Annotated in this window: 20 protein-coding genes; 18 read left to right on the top strand and 2 right to left on the bottom strand. The window is 61.9% G+C overall.

Annotated features, from left to right (window positions below; translation table 11 throughout):
- The first annotated feature begins 6 nt into the window (after positions 1 to 6).
- The 16 genes from rpsH to dsbD all read left to right on the top strand — a co-directional run bounded on the left by rpsH (position 7) and on the right by dsbD (position 10,033).
- Positions 7 to 402: a 30S ribosomal protein S8 gene (gene rpsH / locus ACS7SF_RS07570; protein ID WP_426395456.1), complete on the top strand. Its 396-nt coding sequence runs from the start codon at positions 7 to 9 to the stop codon at positions 400 to 402.
- 12 nt (positions 403 to 414) lie between these two features.
- On the top strand, positions 415 to 948 hold the full coding sequence (gene rplF, locus ACS7SF_RS07565) for a 50S ribosomal protein L6 (protein ID WP_252684645.1): 534 nt from the start codon (positions 415 to 417) through the stop codon (positions 946 to 948).
- A gap of 10 nt (positions 949 to 958) precedes the next feature.
- Positions 959 to 1,315, top strand: a complete 357-nt coding sequence (gene rplR, locus ACS7SF_RS07560; RefSeq protein ID WP_009241896.1) for a 50S ribosomal protein L18 — start codon at positions 959 to 961, stop codon at positions 1,313 to 1,315.
- A gap of 21 nt (positions 1,316 to 1,336) precedes the next feature.
- On the top strand, positions 1,337 to 1,855 hold the full coding sequence (rpsE, locus tag ACS7SF_RS07555) for a 30S ribosomal protein S5 (protein WP_013211230.1): 519 nt from the start codon (positions 1,337 to 1,339) through the stop codon (positions 1,853 to 1,855).
- Positions 1,856 to 1,877: 22 nt separating this feature from the next.
- On the top strand, positions 1,878 to 2,060 hold the full coding sequence (rpmD, locus tag ACS7SF_RS07550; RefSeq protein ID WP_003264137.1) for a 50S ribosomal protein L30: 183 nt from the start codon (positions 1,878 to 1,880) through the stop codon (positions 2,058 to 2,060).
- 18 nt (positions 2,061 to 2,078) lie between these two features.
- Positions 2,079 to 2,510 carry a 50S ribosomal protein L15 gene (rplO, locus tag ACS7SF_RS07545; protein ID WP_426395452.1) on the top strand — a complete coding sequence of 144 codons (432 nt, stop codon included), beginning with the start codon at positions 2,079 to 2,081 and terminating at the stop codon, positions 2,508 to 2,510.
- A gap of 57 nt (positions 2,511 to 2,567) precedes the next feature.
- Positions 2,568 to 3,890 carry a preprotein translocase subunit SecY gene (gene secY / locus ACS7SF_RS07540; protein WP_021197573.1) on the top strand — a complete coding sequence of 441 codons (1,323 nt, stop codon included), beginning with the start codon at positions 2,568 to 2,570 and terminating at the stop codon, positions 3,888 to 3,890.
- Positions 3,891 to 3,917: 27 nt separating this feature from the next.
- Complete coding sequence (infA, locus tag ACS7SF_RS07535) at positions 3,918 to 4,136, top strand: translation initiation factor IF-1 (protein WP_003264140.1); 219 nt, start codon at positions 3,918 to 3,920, stop codon at positions 4,134 to 4,136.
- Between the two features lie 30 nt (positions 4,137 to 4,166).
- Positions 4,167 to 4,283 carry a 50S ribosomal protein L36 gene (gene rpmJ, locus ACS7SF_RS07530; protein WP_003264141.1) on the top strand — a complete coding sequence of 39 codons (117 nt, stop codon included), beginning with the start codon at positions 4,167 to 4,169 and terminating at the stop codon, positions 4,281 to 4,283.
- Between the two features lie 21 nt (positions 4,284 to 4,304).
- The gene (gene rpsM, locus ACS7SF_RS07525; protein WP_045785041.1) at positions 4,305 to 4,670 is read left to right on the top strand and encodes a 30S ribosomal protein S13; all 366 of its coding nucleotides are present in this window, start codon (positions 4,305 to 4,307) and stop codon (positions 4,668 to 4,670) included.
- Positions 4,671 to 4,694: 24 nt separating this feature from the next.
- Entirely contained in the window at positions 4,695 to 5,096 is a 402-nt protein-coding gene (gene rpsK / locus ACS7SF_RS07520) for a 30S ribosomal protein S11 (protein WP_021197571.1), read from the top strand.
- Positions 5,097 to 5,297: 201 nt separating this feature from the next.
- On the top strand, positions 5,298 to 5,921 hold the full coding sequence (gene rpsD / locus ACS7SF_RS07515) for a 30S ribosomal protein S4 (RefSeq protein ID WP_439892381.1): 624 nt from the start codon (positions 5,298 to 5,300) through the stop codon (positions 5,919 to 5,921).
- A 237-nt stretch (positions 5,922 to 6,158) separates the two neighbouring features.
- Positions 6,159 to 7,139: a DNA-directed RNA polymerase subunit alpha gene (locus ACS7SF_RS07510; RefSeq protein ID WP_004634508.1), complete on the top strand. Its 981-nt coding sequence runs from the start codon at positions 6,159 to 6,161 to the stop codon at positions 7,137 to 7,139.
- Positions 7,140 to 7,279: 140 nt separating this feature from the next.
- Complete coding sequence (rplQ, locus tag ACS7SF_RS07505; RefSeq protein WP_252684657.1) at positions 7,280 to 7,678, top strand: 50S ribosomal protein L17; 399 nt, start codon at positions 7,280 to 7,282, stop codon at positions 7,676 to 7,678.
- Positions 7,679 to 7,837: 159 nt separating this feature from the next.
- Entirely contained in the window at positions 7,838 to 8,176 is a 339-nt protein-coding gene (cutA, locus tag ACS7SF_RS07500) for a divalent-cation tolerance protein CutA (protein ID WP_439892380.1), read from the top strand.
- A gap of 18 nt (positions 8,177 to 8,194) precedes the next feature.
- Positions 8,195 to 10,033 carry a protein-disulfide reductase DsbD gene (gene dsbD, locus ACS7SF_RS07495; protein ID WP_439892379.1) on the top strand — a complete coding sequence of 613 codons (1,839 nt, stop codon included), beginning with the start codon at positions 8,195 to 8,197 and terminating at the stop codon, positions 10,031 to 10,033.
- On the opposite strand, the gene hemB is transcribed toward dsbD, so the two are convergent.
- Both hemB and yihA read right to left on the bottom strand, forming a co-directional pair.
- A complete protein-coding gene (gene hemB, locus ACS7SF_RS07490) occupies positions 10,034 to 11,029 on the bottom strand; it encodes a porphobilinogen synthase (protein ID WP_439892378.1) in 996 nt (331 codons plus the stop codon).
- Between the two features lie 150 nt (positions 11,030 to 11,179).
- Entirely contained in the window at positions 11,180 to 11,893 is a 714-nt protein-coding gene (gene yihA, locus ACS7SF_RS07485) for a ribosome biogenesis GTP-binding protein YihA/YsxC (RefSeq protein ID WP_439892377.1), read from the bottom strand.
- Between the two features lie 255 nt (positions 11,894 to 12,148).
- Here yihA and ACS7SF_RS07480 point away from each other — a divergent pair, with 255 nt between their 5' ends.
- Both ACS7SF_RS07480 and ACS7SF_RS07475 read left to right on the top strand, forming a co-directional pair.
- Complete coding sequence (locus ACS7SF_RS07480) at positions 12,149 to 12,808, top strand: c-type cytochrome (protein WP_439892376.1); 660 nt, start codon at positions 12,149 to 12,151, stop codon at positions 12,806 to 12,808.
- A 109-nt stretch (positions 12,809 to 12,917) separates the two neighbouring features.
- The gene (locus ACS7SF_RS07475) at positions 12,918 to 15,131 is read left to right on the top strand and encodes a cytochrome c biogenesis protein ResB (protein ID WP_439892375.1); all 2,214 of its coding nucleotides are present in this window, start codon (positions 12,918 to 12,920) and stop codon (positions 15,129 to 15,131) included.
- Positions 15,132 to 15,137: the final 6 nt, after the last annotated feature.

Here is a 15,137-nt window from a genome sequence, read left to right as displayed (position 1 = left end):
AACAGTATGAGCATGAGCGATCCGATCGCCGATATGCTGACGCGTATCCGCAACGCGCAAGCGGTGGAAAAAGCGTCGGTGGTCATGCCGTCGTCGAAGCTGAAGGTGGCAATCGCCACCGTCCTGAAGGACGAAGGCTACATCGACGAATTCGCCGTGACCGAGCAGGGTGGCAAGTCCACGCTGACGATTGGTCTGAAGTACTACGCCGGCCGTCCGGTCATCGAGCGCCTGGAGCGCGTCTCGAAGCCTGGTCTGCGTGTGTACAAGGGCCGTAATGAAATCCCGCAAGTGATGAACGGCCTGGGTGTCGCCATCATCTCGACCCCTCAGGGTCTGATGACGGACCGCCGCGCCCGCGCAACCGGTGTCGGTGGCGAAGTCATTTGCTACGTCGCCTAAGGGAGGGGAACCATGTCTCGCGTAGGTAAGGCTCCCATCGCGCTGCCTAAGGGCGCCGAAGTCAATTTCGCTGGTGGTCTGCTGACCGTCAAGGGCCCGCTGGGCACGCTGACGCAGCCGATTCACCAGCTGGTCAAGGTCAACACCGACAACGGCACGATCACGTTCGAGCCGGCAGATGAGTCGCGTGAAGCCAATGCGCTGCAAGGTACGATGCGCGCCCTGACGGCCAACATGGTCAAGGGTGTGACGACGGGCTTCGAGCGCAAGCTGAACCTGGTCGGCGTGGGTTACCGTGCGTCGCTTCAAGGTACCGCCCTGAAGCTGCAACTCGGTTTCTCGCACGACGTGATCCATGAGATGCCGGAAGGCGTGAAGGCGGAAACGCCGACGCAGACCGAAATCATCATCAAGGGTTCGGACAAGCAGAAAGTTGGTCAGGTCGCCGCTGAAGTGCGTGGCTATCGTCCGCCTGAGCCCTACAAGGGCAAGGGTGTGCGCTACGCAGATGAGCGTGTGATCCTGAAGGAAACCAAGAAGAAGTAAGGTGCACATCATGAACAAAAATGACTCGCGTCTGCGCCGTGCACGTCAGACCCGCCTGAAGATCGCGGAACTGAACGTCGCCCGTCTGGCTGTGCACCGTACCAACCTGCACATTTATGCGCAGGTCTTCTCGGAAGACGGCACCAAGGTCTTGGCCTCGGCCTCGACGGCGGAAGCCGAAGTCCGCAAGGAACTGAACGGCAACGGTGGCAACACCGCTGCTGCGACCCTGGTGGGTAAGCGCATCGCCGAAAAGGCGAAGGCTGCCGGCATCGAAGCTGTGGCGTTCGATCGCTCGGGTTTCCGTTATCACGGTCGCGTGAAGGCTTTGGCCGACGCGGCTCGCGAAGCTGGCCTGAAGTTCTAAGCCGGCATAGAGGATATCGTCATGGCAAAAATTCAACCTAAGGTCCAAGGGGACGAACGCGACGACGGTCTTCGCGAGAAGATGATCGCGGTCAACCGCGTGACCAAGGTGGTCAAGGGCGGCCGTATTCTTGGCTTCGCCGCTCTGACCGTGGTCGGCGACGGCGACGGCCGTATCGGCATGGGCAAGGGCAAGGCGAAGGAAGTGCCCGTGGCCGTGCAGAAGGCAATGGACGAAGCCCGTCGCAAGATGGTCAAGGTCCCGCTGAAGAACGGTACGCTGCAACACGAAGTGGTTGGCAAGCATGGCGCCGCCAAGGTGCAAATGATGCCCGCGAAGGACGGTACTGGCGTGATCGCCGGTGGCCCGATGCGCGCCATCTTCGAAGTGATGGGCGTGACGAACATCGTGACCAAGTCGCACGGTTCGACCAATCCTTACAACATGGTGCGCGCAACGCTGGACGGCCTGCGCAAGATGAGCACCCCGGCTGAGATTGCCGCCAAGCGTGGCAAGTCGGTCGAAGAGATCCTCGGCTAAGCCGAAGGGATAGGTGAACGATATGTCGCAGAAAACCGTGAAAGTCCAACTCGTGCGTAGCCTGATCGGTACGCGCGAAGACCACCGCGCTACGGTGCGTGGCCTGGGCCTGCGCCGCATGAACTCGGTGTCCGAATTGCAGGACACGCCGGCAGTGCGCGGCATGATCAACAAGGTGTCCTACCTGGTCAAGGTCATCGGCTAAGGCAAGACGGAGAAGAACATGCAACTGAATAACCTGAAGCCGGCAGCCGGCGCCAAGCACGCCAAGCGCCGCGTCGGTCGCGGTATTGGTTCGGGCCTGGGCAAGACGGCTGGTCGTGGTCACAAGGGTCAGAAGTCGCGTTCGGGTGGTTTCCACAAGGTCGGCTTTGAAGGCGGCCAGATGCCCCTGCATCGTCGTCTGCCCAAGCGTGGTTTCACCTCGCTGACCAAGGAATTCACCGCTGAAGTGCGTCTGGGCGACTTGGCGGGCCTGCCGATCGAAGAAATCGATCTGCTGTCCCTCAAGCAAGCCGGCCTGGTGGGCGAAATGGTCCGCAGCGCGAAGGTGATCCTGTCGGGTGAAATCGACAAGAAGGTGACCCTGAAGGGTATCGGCGCGACGGCTGGGGCGAAGGCCGCAATCGAAGCGGCTGGTGGCTCGCTGGCCTAATAGCCTGCTGTTTCACACTGACGGAGCATCCGTTTGGCCACGGCGAAACCTAATGTGATGGCCCAGGCCAAGAACACGGCCAAGTACGGCGATCTTCGCCGTCGGCTGGTGTTCCTGGTTCTGGCACTGCTGGTGTATCGGATCGGTGCGCACATTCCTGTGCCTGGCATCGATCCGGATCAACTGGCGCAGCTTTTCCAACGGCAGTCGGGCGGCATCCTCGGGATGTTCAACCTGTTCTCCGGTGGCGCGCTGTCGCGGTTCACGGTGTTTGCGCTGGGGATCATGCCGTACATCTCGGCGTCGATCATCATGCAACTGCTGACGATCGTGCTGCCGCAGCTGGAATCGCTCAAGAAGGAAGGCCAAGCCGGTCAGCGCAAGATTACGCAGTACACGCGCTACGGTACGGTCCTCCTGGCGACGTTCCAGGCGCTTGGGATTGCAGTGGCACTCGAAGCACAGCCGGGTCTGGTTCTGGATCCGGGCTTGATGTTCCGAGCGACCGCAGTGATCACGCTGGTGACGGGCACGATGTTCCTGATGTGGCTGGGTGAGCAGATTACCGAGCGCGGTCTGGGCAACGGTATCTCGATCATCATCTTTGGCGGGATTGCAGCAGGTCTGCCTAACGCCATCGGCGGGCTGTTCGAGCTGGTGCGTACGGGTTCGATGGGGATTTTCTCCGCGATCCTGGTGGTGGCGATCATTGGCGCGGTGACTTTCGTGGTGGTGTTCATTGAACGCGGCCAGCGCAAGATCCTCGTCAACTACGCCAAGCGGCAGGTTGGTAACAAGATTTATGGCGGTCAGTCGTCGCATTTGCCGCTGAAGTTGAACATGGCTGGGGTGATTCCGCCGATCTTTGCATCGTCGATCATTCTGTTCCCGGCCACGATCGCGGGCTGGTTTACAGCCGGCAACTCGACGAATCCGGTCACCCGCTTCGTCAAGGACCTGGCAGCAACGCTGTCGCCGGGTCAGCCGGTGTACATCCTGCTGTATGCGGCAGCGATCATCTTCTTCTGTTTCTTCTACACGGCGCTGGTCTATAACAGCCGCGAAGTGGCGGATAACCTGAAGAAGAGTGGTGCGTTCATTCCGGGCATCCGTCCGGGCGAGCAAACCACGCGGTATATCGACAAGATTCTGGTGCGTTTAACCCTGGCGGGTGCGATCTACATCACGCTGGTGTGTCTGTTGCCGGAGTTCTTGGTGCTGCGCTGGAACGTGCCGTTCTACTTTGGTGGAACGTCGCTGTTGATCATCGTGGTTGTCACGATGGACTTCATGGCGCAAGTGCAGTCCTACGTGATGTCTCAGCAGTACGAGTCTTTGATGAAGAAGGCGAATTTCAAGGGAAACCTGACGCTCCGTTAAAAGAGCGGTCGCACGAAGCTAAAAGACATGGCTAAAGACGACGTGATCCAGATGCAGGGTGAGGTGCTGGAAAACCTTCCCAACGCAACGTTTCGCGTCAAGCTAGAGAACGGCCACGTAGTGTTAGGCCATATTTCCGGCAAGATGCGCATGCATTACATCCGCATCTTGCCCGGGGACAAGGTGACGGTCGAATTGACCCCGTATGATCTGTCCCGCGCGCGCATCGTATTCCGGGCGAAGTGAGCGGACTGGAATTGAAGGAAGAGGAAAATCATGAAAGTGCTGGCTTCTGTTAAGCGCATTTGCCGCAACTGCAAAATCATCAAGCGCAAGGGCGTGGTGCGTGTGATCTGCTCGTCGGACCCGCGTCATAAGCAGCGCCAAGGCTAATTTCGCAAAGAGGATTGACGAATGGCACGTATCGCAGGGGTCAACATCCCCAACCACCAACATACCGTGATCGGCCTGACGGCTGTCTATGGTATTGGCCGCTCGCGCGCTCAGAAGATTTGCGAGGTGACCGGTGTCCCGACCGACAAGAAGGTCAAGGACCTGACGGACGCTGACCTGGAAAAGCTGCGTGACGAAGTCAACAAGTTCACCGTCGAAGGCGATCTGCGCCGTGAAACGACGATGAACATCAAGCGCCTGATGGATCTGGGTTGCTATCGTGGCGTGCGCCATCGCAAGGGCCTGCCGATGCGTGGTCAGCGTACCCGCACGAATGCCCGTACCCGTAAGGGTCCGCGCAAGGCCGGCGTCGCGCTCAAGAAGTAATCCGTCGGGTAAAGGATAGGAACTATGGCAAAAGCAGCGAATACCGCCGCCCAGCGCGCGCGTAAGAAGGTTCGCAAGAACGTCGCCGACGGCATCGCGCACGTTCACGCGTCGTTCAACAACACGATCATCACGATCACCGACCGTCAGGGCAACGCCCTGTCGTGGGCGACGTCGGGCGGCCAAGGCTTCAAGGGCTCGCGTAAATCGACGCCGTTCGCGGCTCAGGTCGCTGCTGAAAGTGCTGGCCGCGTGGCGCAGGACCAAGGCATCAAGAACCTGGAAGTGCGCATCAAGGGCCCGGGCCCGGGTCGTGAGTCGGCCGTGCGTGCTCTGAACAACCTGGGTATCAAGATCGCCGTGATCGAAGACGTGACGCCGGTGCCGCACAACGGCTGCCGTCCGCCGAAGCGTCGTCGCATCTAAGTGACTCGACCGGCCGCGCCAGTTGCTGGCGAGGTCGGTCTGCGGGTGCTATACTTGCCCGCTTGCCTGTCTTCCGGGTTTCCCGGAAGGCGGGTTTCGTCTTTTCATAAGCCCACTGTTCGTCACGATTCCATTGGGAACCTGGTGATGAACCATCCGCGGAGTTTGTGCTGCGGATGACTGACAACAAAGGAACGCAACGTGGCACGCTATACCGGCCCCAAGGCGAAACTGTCTCGCCGCGAAGGTACTGACCTTTTTCTGAAGAGCGCACGTCGCTCGCTCGCCGACAAGTGCAAGCTGGACAGCAAGCCTGGTCAGCACGGCCGCACCTCCGGCGCTCGCACCTCCGATTACGGCAACCAACTGCGTGAAAAGCAGAAGGTCAAGCGTATCTACGGCGTGCTCGAGCGTCAATTCCGCCGCTACTTCGCTGAAGCCGACCGCCGCAAGGGCAACACGGGTGAAACCCTGCTGCAACTGCTGGAATCGCGCCTGGACAACGTCGTCTACCGCATGGGCTTCGGCTCGACCCGTGCTGAAGCACGCCAGCTGGTGTCGCACAAGGCGATCCTGGTGAACGGTCAAGCCCTGAACGTGCCGTCGGCTCAGATCAAGTCGGGCGACGTGATTGCCATCCGCGAAAAGTCGAAGAAGCAAGTTCGCATCGCTGAATCGCTCACGCTGGCTGAGCAGACCGGCTTCCCGACCTGGGTGGCTGTGGATGCCAAGAAGATGGAAGGCACGTTCAAGCAAGTCCCGGATCGTGCAGATATCGCCGGCGACATCAACGAAAGCCTGATCGTCGAATTGTATTCGCGTTAATGACGAAGCCCGTGCCGCAAGGTGCGGGCTCGTGCGCCTTTTGGGGACGCTCATCGTCTACGACATTGTGTTCGCGCGCTGGGCATCGCTGGGGCGTAGATCCAATCCGAATCGTTACGTGCCGCAACGCGATTGCGGCACGCGCGTCTTCCGTCATGCGTTTCGTGGCGGATTCTTTTTAGTCCCCGTCAGCCTTATCGGTGTAACGAGCCGAGGGTATTGAAATAGGACAACCTAATGCAAACAGCACTCCTGAAGCCCAAAATTATTGCGGTTGAGCCGCTTGGCGATCATCACGCGAAGGTCGTCATGGAACCGTTCGAGCGCGGCTACGGCCACACGCTCGGTAACGCGCTGCGCCGCGTGCTGCTGTCTTCGATGGTTGGCTATGCGCCGACCGAAGTCACGATCGCTGGGGTCGTCCACGAATATTCCACCATCGACGGCGTGCAGGAAGACGTCGTCAACCTGCTGCTGAATCTGAAGGGCGTGGTGTTCAAGCTGCACAATCGTGATGAAGTCACGGTGTCGCTGCGCAAGGAAGGCGAAGGTGTGGTGACCGCTGCCGATATCGAGCTGCCGCACGATGTCGAGATCATCAACCCGGGTCACGTGATCGCCAACCTGTCGGCTGGTGGCAAGCTGGATCTGCAACTGAAGGTCGAGCAAGGCCGTGGCTACGTGCCGGGCAACGTGCGCAAGTTCGGCGACGAGTCGAGCAAGGTCATCGGCCGCATCGTGCTGGATGCGTCGTTCGCGCCGGTGCGCCGCGTGTCGTACGCCGTTGAGTCCGCGCGCGTGGAGCAGCGTACCGACCTCGACAAGCTGGTGATGAACATCGAGACCAACGGTGTGATCTCGCCGGAAGAAGCGATCCGCCAGTCGGCTCGCATCCTGGTGGACCAACTGTCGGTGTTCGCTGCCCTGGAAGGCACCGAGAGCGCTGCCGAAGCCGCCGCCGCCCGCGCACCGCAGATCGATCCGATCCTGCTGCGCCCGGTCGACGATCTGGAGCTGACGGTGCGTTCGGCCAACTGCCTGAAGGCCGAAAACATCTACTACATCGGCGACCTGATCCAGCGTACCGAGAACGAACTGCTCAAGACCCCGAACCTGGGTCGCAAGTCGCTCAACGAGATCAAGGAAGTCCTCGCTTCGCGTGGCCTGACGCTCGGCATGAAGCTCGAGAACTGGCCGCCCGCAGGTCTCGAGAAGTAATTGCAGTTGTCGGCCGGTGCGTGGGCATCGGCCGGTTTTCCCGCCGTTGCTGTGTGAGCGGCCTATTGTTAAAGCTACCGGCCCGCGCCTCGCAAGGGGTGATAGAAGAGCTGGTCAAACACTCTTAAGAAGGAATCATCATGCGTCACCGTCATGGTCTGCGGAAACTGAACCGCACCTCGTCGCACCGTCTCGCGATGCTGCGCAACATGTCCAACTCGCTGCTGCAGCACGAGCTGATCAAGACCACCCTGCCGAAGGCCAAGGAACTGCGCAAGGTTGTCGAGCCGCTGATCACGCTGGCCAAGAAGGACACCGTTGCTAACCGCCGTCTGGCATTCGCCCGCCTGCGCGACCGCGACATGGTCACCAAGCTGTTCACGGAACTGGGCCCGCGTTTCGCGACCCGTCCGGGCGGCTACACTCGTATCCTGAAGTTCGGCTTCCGCCAGGGCGACAATGCGCCGATGGCACTGGTCGAGCTGCTGGACCGTCCGGAAGTTGCTGAAGCGGTCGACGCCGAAGCTGCCGCCGAATAAGGTCAGCCTAGGTTTCCTGGTGTGACACGACGTCGCGCCGGGTGAACCGCCAAATGCGTGTTTCCATGCGCATTACAATGAAGCCAGGATTCGCATCCTGGCTTTTTTGTTATCTGCGTCGGGTTTTCTTTCAGCCCTGGGCGCGTGTGTGGAGAAGGGATGTCTGACGGAACCGATGTGCTGCTCGTCTTGACCAACGTGCCAGATGCTGCCAGTGCCGACCGGGTTACCCAACTCGTGTTGGAATCGCGTGCGGCGGCCTGTGTCAATCGCTTGCCGGAGTGCGCTTCGACGTACTGGTGGAACGGTGTGTTGGAGCACACAACCGAGATCCCCTTGCTGATCAAGACCACACGAGCTGCCTACCCAGCGCTAGAGGCCGCGGTGCGCCAGACGCATCCGTATGAGGTGCCTGAAATCATCGCTGTGCCAGCGGTGGCCGGTTTGCCGGCCTATCTTGCGTGGGTGGCTGGTGAAACGCGCCCCGCTTCTGTTTGATGTCCGATTGCCGTTGATATGACTTCCTCTTCGTTTCCGTCGATGCGGCGCGTGCTGCAACTGCTGATGTTGCTGATGGCTGTAGCGATGCTGCGGGCACCTGCCTACGCCGGAGATGAGTTCCTGCCACCCGAGCAGGCTTTCCGCTTTTCCGCCACGCAGGTGGACGGGCAGACCGTTGAGGTCAAGTTCGGCATCGCTGACGGCTACTACATGTATCGCGAGCGGCTGGCGGTCGCTGCGGATCCGGCAACCGTCACATTCGCGCCGCTCGAGCTCCCTGCGGGCAAGATCAAACATGACGAGAACTTCGGCAAAGAGGTGGAAACCTATCGCCACGAACTCGTCTTCCACGTGAAGGCGCAGAACGCCTCCACGCCGTTCACGCTGATCGTCACTTCGCAAGGCTGCGCGGATCAGGGGCTGTGCTATCCGCCGATGAAGAGCCGGTTCCAGGTGCGTCCCGTGTCTGCTTCAGCCGTACCGGTGGCTCCGGCCGCCACGACGGCGGATAGCATCAAGCCTGAAGGCAAGCAAGGACGGATTGCCAGCACACTCGACAGTGGCAACCTCGGCGCGATTGCTGCGCTGTTCTTTGGTCTGGGCTTGCTGCTGACCTTTACGCCGTGTGTGCTGCCGATGCTGCCGATCGTGTCGGCCATTGTGGTGGGGGAGCACGCCACGCGCATGCGGGCGGCACTCGTGTCGGTGGCCTACGTGCTCGGCATGGCCATCGTTTATACAGCGCTTGGCGTGGCCGCTGGGCTGGCAGGCCAAGGGCTGCAGGCGGCGCTGCAGAATGCCTGGGTGCTGGGTGCCTTTGCGTTGCTGATTGCGCTGCTGTCGTTGTCGATGTTCGGCTTGTACGAGCTGCAGTTGCCGGCGGCGTGGCATCACCACCTGACGCAAGCGTCCAACAAGCTCAGTGGTGGTCAGGTGGTGGGTGCTGCCGTCATGGGCGCGCTGTCTGCCTTGATTGTGTCGCCGTGCGTGACCGCACCGCTGGCGGGGGCGCTTGTGTATATCTCGCAGACGGGCAACGCCGCGGTGGGTGGGACGGCGCTGTTCGCGCTATCCATGGGGATGGGTGTTCCGCTGATTCTCGTCGGCGTGGGCGCCGGCAATCTGCTGCCGCGTTCGGGGCATTGGCTGGTGGTGACCAAGGCGGTCTTCGGCTTCATCCTGCTGGCGGTGGCCTGGTACATCGTGCAGCCAGTGTTGCCCGCGTGGGTGGCGATGGTGGGCTGGGGTGCGTTGCTGATCGGCGCGGCCGTGTTTCTGCGGACGTTCGACTCACTGCCCGATGGCGCAGGCAACGTGCAGCGCTTGGGTAAGGTGATCGGCGTAGTGCTAGCGCTGGCTGGCGCGGCGCAGCTGGTCGGCGTGGCCGCAGGCGGGCGCGATCCGCTGCAGCCGTTGGCGGGTGTGCTGCGCGCATCGACGATGACGAGTGCATCCACGTTGACCTTCAAGCGCGTGAAGAGCGTGATTGAGCTCGATGCTGAGGTGCGCAACGCCAGCGCGGCGGGCAAACCTGTGATGCTCGATTTCTACGCCGACTGGTGCGTGAGTTGCAAGGAGATGGAGCACCTGACGTTTGCCGATGCGCGTGTACGCTCGGCGCTCGCCGATGTGGTGTTGCTGCAGGCCGACGTGACCGCCAACAATGCAGATGACCAGGCGCTGCTCAAGCGCTTCGGCCTGTTCGGCCCGCCGGGCACGGTCTTCTTTGATGCGCAGGGTCGCGAGGTTCAGGCCCGCGTGATCGGCTTTGAGCGTGCCGACACGTTCCTCGCAAGCCTGCGCCGCGCGCTCGGTGCAAGCGGCGCAGCACAGACGGCGAAGGCTTCCATCTGATCAACCGCGCAGCAGGCGGGCGGCGTCCAGTGCGAAGTACGTCAGGATGCCATTTGCCCCGGCGCGCTTGAACGCCAGCAGCGATTCCAGCACCACCTTGTCGTGATCCAGCCAGCCGTTCTGCGCGGCGGCCTTCAGCATCGCGTATTCACCGCTGACTTGGTACACGTAGGTCGGGAAGCGGAACTCATCCTTCACGCGGCGCACGATGTCGAGGTACGGCATGCCGGGCTTGACCATCACCATATCGGCGCCCTCGGCGATGTCGAGCGCCACTTCGCGCAGCGCTTCATCCGAGTTGGCCGGGTCCATCTGGTAGGTCATCTTGTTGCCCTTGCCCAGGTTGGCCGCCGAACCCACCGCATCGCGGAACGGGCCGTAGAACGCCGACGCGTACTTGGCCGCATAGGCCATGATGCGCGTATAGATGTGGTCTTCGTGTTCGAGTGCCAGGCGGATCGCGCCGATGCGGCCGTCCATCATGTCGGAGGGTGCGACGATGTCTACGCCAGCCGCGGCTTGTACCAATGCCTGCGCGGTGAGGATCTCCACCGTCTCTTCGTTCAGCACATAGCCGTTGGCATCGAGCACGCCATCCTGGCCGTGACTCGTGTACGGATCGAGCGCCACATCCGTCAGGATGCCCAGCTCGGGAAAGCGCGCCTTGAGTGCCTTTACCGCGCGCGGGATCAGGCCGTCCGGGTTGGTGGCTTCAATGCCGTCGGGCGTCTTGATCGACGGCTCGATCACCGGGAACAGCGCCAGCACCGGAATGCCCAGTTGCACACACTGCTCGGCCACGCCCAGCAGCACATCGACCGACACGCGTTCGACGCCCGGCATCGACGGCACGGCCTGGCGCACGTTGGTGCCTTCAAGGATGAAGACGGGGTAGATCAGATTGTCGGGGGTGAGGCGCGACTCGCGCATCATGCGGCGGGAGAAATCGTCGCGGCGCATGCGGCGCGGACGATGATCGGGGAAGCTCGAGATCATTTCAGCAGACCCTAAGAACACACTGTGAACTTTGAAAACTTTCTTGGCGATTATCCCTCTTACGCTCGGACAATGCGCCAGCGACGCTGATGCAGCGTCCCCCGCGGCTCCTCCCTGACGCGGGTTCCCATCGATGGCTCGATGGGGTCGTTACCCCCGTTGCGCGTTTGGCGACGGGGTTTTTTTTGCCGGTTCGGCAGATGGTGCGGACTGCGGCGCCGACTCCAATGCCTCGGGCAGACACAGCCAGCCTGCGACAATCCGCTGCGCCTCTTCGATGCCACGACGCTTCAGGCTCGAGAACAGCTGCACCGTGAGCGAGACATCACCATCGATCTGCGCACGGTAATCGGCCAGCACCTTGCGTGCCGCCATCAGCGCGCGCGAGGCATCGTTGTTGGTCAGCTTGTCGGCCTTCGTGAGCAGCACGTGGATCGGCTTGCCCGTCGGCAGGAACCACTCGACCATCTGGCAATCGAGGTCGGTGAAGGGGCGGCGCGCGTCCATCATGATGACCAGGCCAGCGAGTTGCTGCCGCGCCTTGACGTAGTCGCCCAGCAGGTGGACCCAGTGCGACTTGGTCTCACCCGGCGCTTCGGCATAACCGTAGCCGGGCAAATCGACCAGGAAGCCGAGCGGGTCTTCAGCCTTGGCCGGCATCACCGAGAAATAGTTGATGTGCTGCGTGCGACCGGGCGTCTTGCTGGAGAAGGCCAGCCGCTTCTGGTTGCACAGGATGTTGATCGCGGTGGATTTGCCTGCGTTGGAGCGGCCCGCAAACGCGACTTCCGGCACAGCGGTTGCCGGTAAATCACGCAAATGATTGACGGTGATGAAGAAACGGGCTTGATGCAGGAGCGACATGCGCGGCAGTACCTGTAGACTGCAGTTCAGAACTGCGTGGTTGCTGCGCCGCGAGGTCGCATTGCAGAGGCGTTATTGTACAATACGCCGGTTTACGGACGTCCCCACCAGATCCGTCGCAGGACCGCCCCGAGGCCCGGGCCGGTCCGTTTTCATGCACGGTTCCGGTACGAGGAGAAGGGGATGCCCGGCGCCGCAGGGTCCGGCATGAGGCGGCGCACGCAGCATTCGAAAACAATCTAACAAGGTGTGCGAATGAACCGCATCGCGAACGTTTTGGCTGTTGCAGCGCTGTCCCTGGCATCGGCTTTCTCCGTGGCCCATGCCGAAGAACATAAAGTCGCCAAGGCGGATGCGGCGCGCGGCGAAACGATTTTCAACACCGGTGTTCCTGCCAACGGCGTGCCCGCGTGTACCAGCTGCCACGGTGCCGGCGGCAACAGCGCGATGAACGTCAACCCCAAGCTCGCGGGCCAGCACGCCGAGTACATCGAAAAGCAACTCAAGGATTTCAAGGCCAAGACCGAGCGCAACCAGCCGGTCATGTCGCTGTACGCCAGCGCACTGTCCGATCAGGATATGAAGGACATCGGCGCTTATCTGGGCAAGCAGGCTGCCTGGAAACCGGGCTCGGCCAAGAACAAGGACACCATCGAGCTGGGCCAGAAGCTGTATCGCGGCGGTGATGCCAAGCGTGGTATCGCAGCGTGTGCGGCCTGCCATGGCCCGACCGGTGCCGGCATCCCGGCGCAGTATCCGCGTATCGCCGGCCAGTTTGCCGAATACACCGAGGCGCAACTGGTGGCGTTCCAGAACGGCACGCGCAAGAACAGTGTGCAGATGCATGATCTGGCTGGGCGCATGACGTCCGATCAGATCAAGGCCGTGGCGGACTACATCGCCGGTCTGCGCTAATCCGCCGCACCCGACCGTCGTTTGACGGTCGCACAATCAACAAGAAAACAGGGTGGCAATGCGCCTGGCATCGCCACCCTGTTTTCGTTTCTGAATAGCGTTGTCCCGCATGTCTTCTGCCTCCACTTCCGGCGTTCAGATCCGCACCCGTCGCCACGCGCTGCGCGAGACGGTCGAGCTGCTGTCGTCGATGCGCTTTGCGATCAGCCTGCTGACAGTGATCGCCATTGCCAGCGTGATCGGCACGGTGCTTAAGCAGAACGAGCCGTATCCGAACTACGTCAACCAGTTCGGGCCGTTCTGGGCCGATGTGTTCCGCTCGCTGACACTGCCTACCGTCTACAGCGCGTGGTGGTTCCTGCTGATCCTGGCGTTCCTGGTGGTGTCGACCTCGCTGTGCATCGTGCGCAACGCGCCGAAGATGCTGGCCGACATGCGTACCTGGCGCGAGAACGTGCGCGAGGGCAGCCTGCGTGCGTTCCACCACAAGGACGAATTCGACACGCAAGCCGACGCTGCCACTGTGACGGCGCGCCTGGCGGCGCTTGCGCAGAACCGAGGCTTCCGCATCAAGGCGTTTGCCCGCGACGGCGGCGCGACGCTGATTACGGCGAAAGCGGGTTCCGGCAACAAGATCGGCTACATCCTGGCGCACACGGCCATCGTCGTGATCTGCATTGGCGGCCTGCTCGACGGCGACATGATGATCCGCGCGCAGATGTGGTTTGGCGGCAAGTCGCCGATCAAGGGCAATGCGGTCATCAGCGAAATCGGGCCGGAGCATCGCCTGTCGACGTCCAATCCCGGCTTTCGAGGCAACGCCTTCGTGCCGGAGGGCGCGACCGTCAGCACGGCGATCCTGAACATTGCCGATGGCGCGCTGATCCAGGACCTGCCGTTCACGATCACGCTCAAGAAGTTCACGGTGGAGCATTACTCGACCGGCATGCCCAAGCTGTTCGCCAGCGATATCGTCGTGACGGACCGCCGCACCGGCAAGCAGACCGATGCGCGTGTCGAGGTGAACAAGCCGTTTGTGGTTGACGGCGTGGCGATCTACCAGTCGAGCTTTGAAGACGGCGGCTCCCGGCTCAAGCTGATGGGCTTCCCGATGCAGGGTGCCGACGCGAAGACCTTCGCGCTGTCTGGCGCGGTGGGGCAAAACACCAAGCTGACCGGCCACGGCGCCGACTACACCGTTGAGTTCAGTGATTTCCGTCTTATGAACATCGAGACGGTGACGGACGCCTCCGGCAAGCCCGATGCGCGTGGCGTCGGCAAGAAGGGTGGTGCGGACAGCGGCCTCCGGGCTGAACTCGGCAACATCACGAAGATGACGCAGGATCGCGATCTGCGTAACGTCGGGCCGTCTGTGCAGTACAAGCTGCGCGATGCCAACGGTCAGGCGCGCGAGTTCAGCAACTACATGCTGCCGATCACGCTGGACGGGCAGTCGGTGTTTCTCGCCGGCGTGCGCACGCAGCCCGATGAACCGTTCCGCTATCTGCGCATTCCCGCGGATACGCAAGGCACCGTGAACGAGTGGATGCGCCTGCGCGCCGCGCTGCAGAACCCGGCGCTGCGAGCCGAGGCGGCGCGCCGCTTTGCGCGGCTCTCCATGCCGGGCGATGAACGCGCCACGCTGCGCCAGCAATTGACGGAAAGCGCCCAACGCGCCCTGGACCTGTTTGCCGGCGCCGCCGCCGCGAAAGACAGCCCTGCCGATGTGCAAGGCGGTTTTGCCGCCCTAGCCACGTTCCTGCAGAAATCCGTGCCCGAAGGCGAACGCGAGAAAGCGGCCGACGTGCTGATGAAGATCATCAACAGTTCGATGTGGGAGTTGTGGCAACTGGCGCGCGCGCAAGATGGCTTGCCTGCGCCCGCTGTCGATGCTGCCAGCAGCCAGTGGCTGCAGAGCGCAATCAACTCCATCTCCGACAGTTTCTTCTACGGCGCCCCCGTGTATCTGGAGCTCACCGACTTCCAGCAGGTGCAGGCCAGCGTGTTCCAGCTCACACGTGCGCCGGGTAAAAACATCGTGTATCTTGGGTCGTTGCTGCTGGTGCTGGGCGTGTTCTCGATGTTCTACGTGCGGGAGCGCCGCTGGTGGCTGTGGGTCCGCCCGCACTCCGGCGAGTCCACCGACAACACCCTCGCCACCCCCGGCGCCCATGTGCTGACCGCCATGTCGACCACACGCCGCACGCTCGACTTCGACCGCGAGTTCGAGCGCCTCAAGCACGATGTCCGCGCCGCCGCGGGCGCCACTGACACACGCAGCGACGCCGCCGCGGCAGACGCCGCCCCAAAATCAACGAAGTGAGCAGGT

The organism is Ralstonia sp. 25C (genome assembly GCF_051904805.1).
Taxonomy (GTDB): Bacteria; Pseudomonadota; Gammaproteobacteria; order Burkholderiales; family Burkholderiaceae; genus Ralstonia.
Note: the sequence above shows the minus strand (reverse complement) of the source record. Positions and strands in the feature narration are given on the sequence as shown.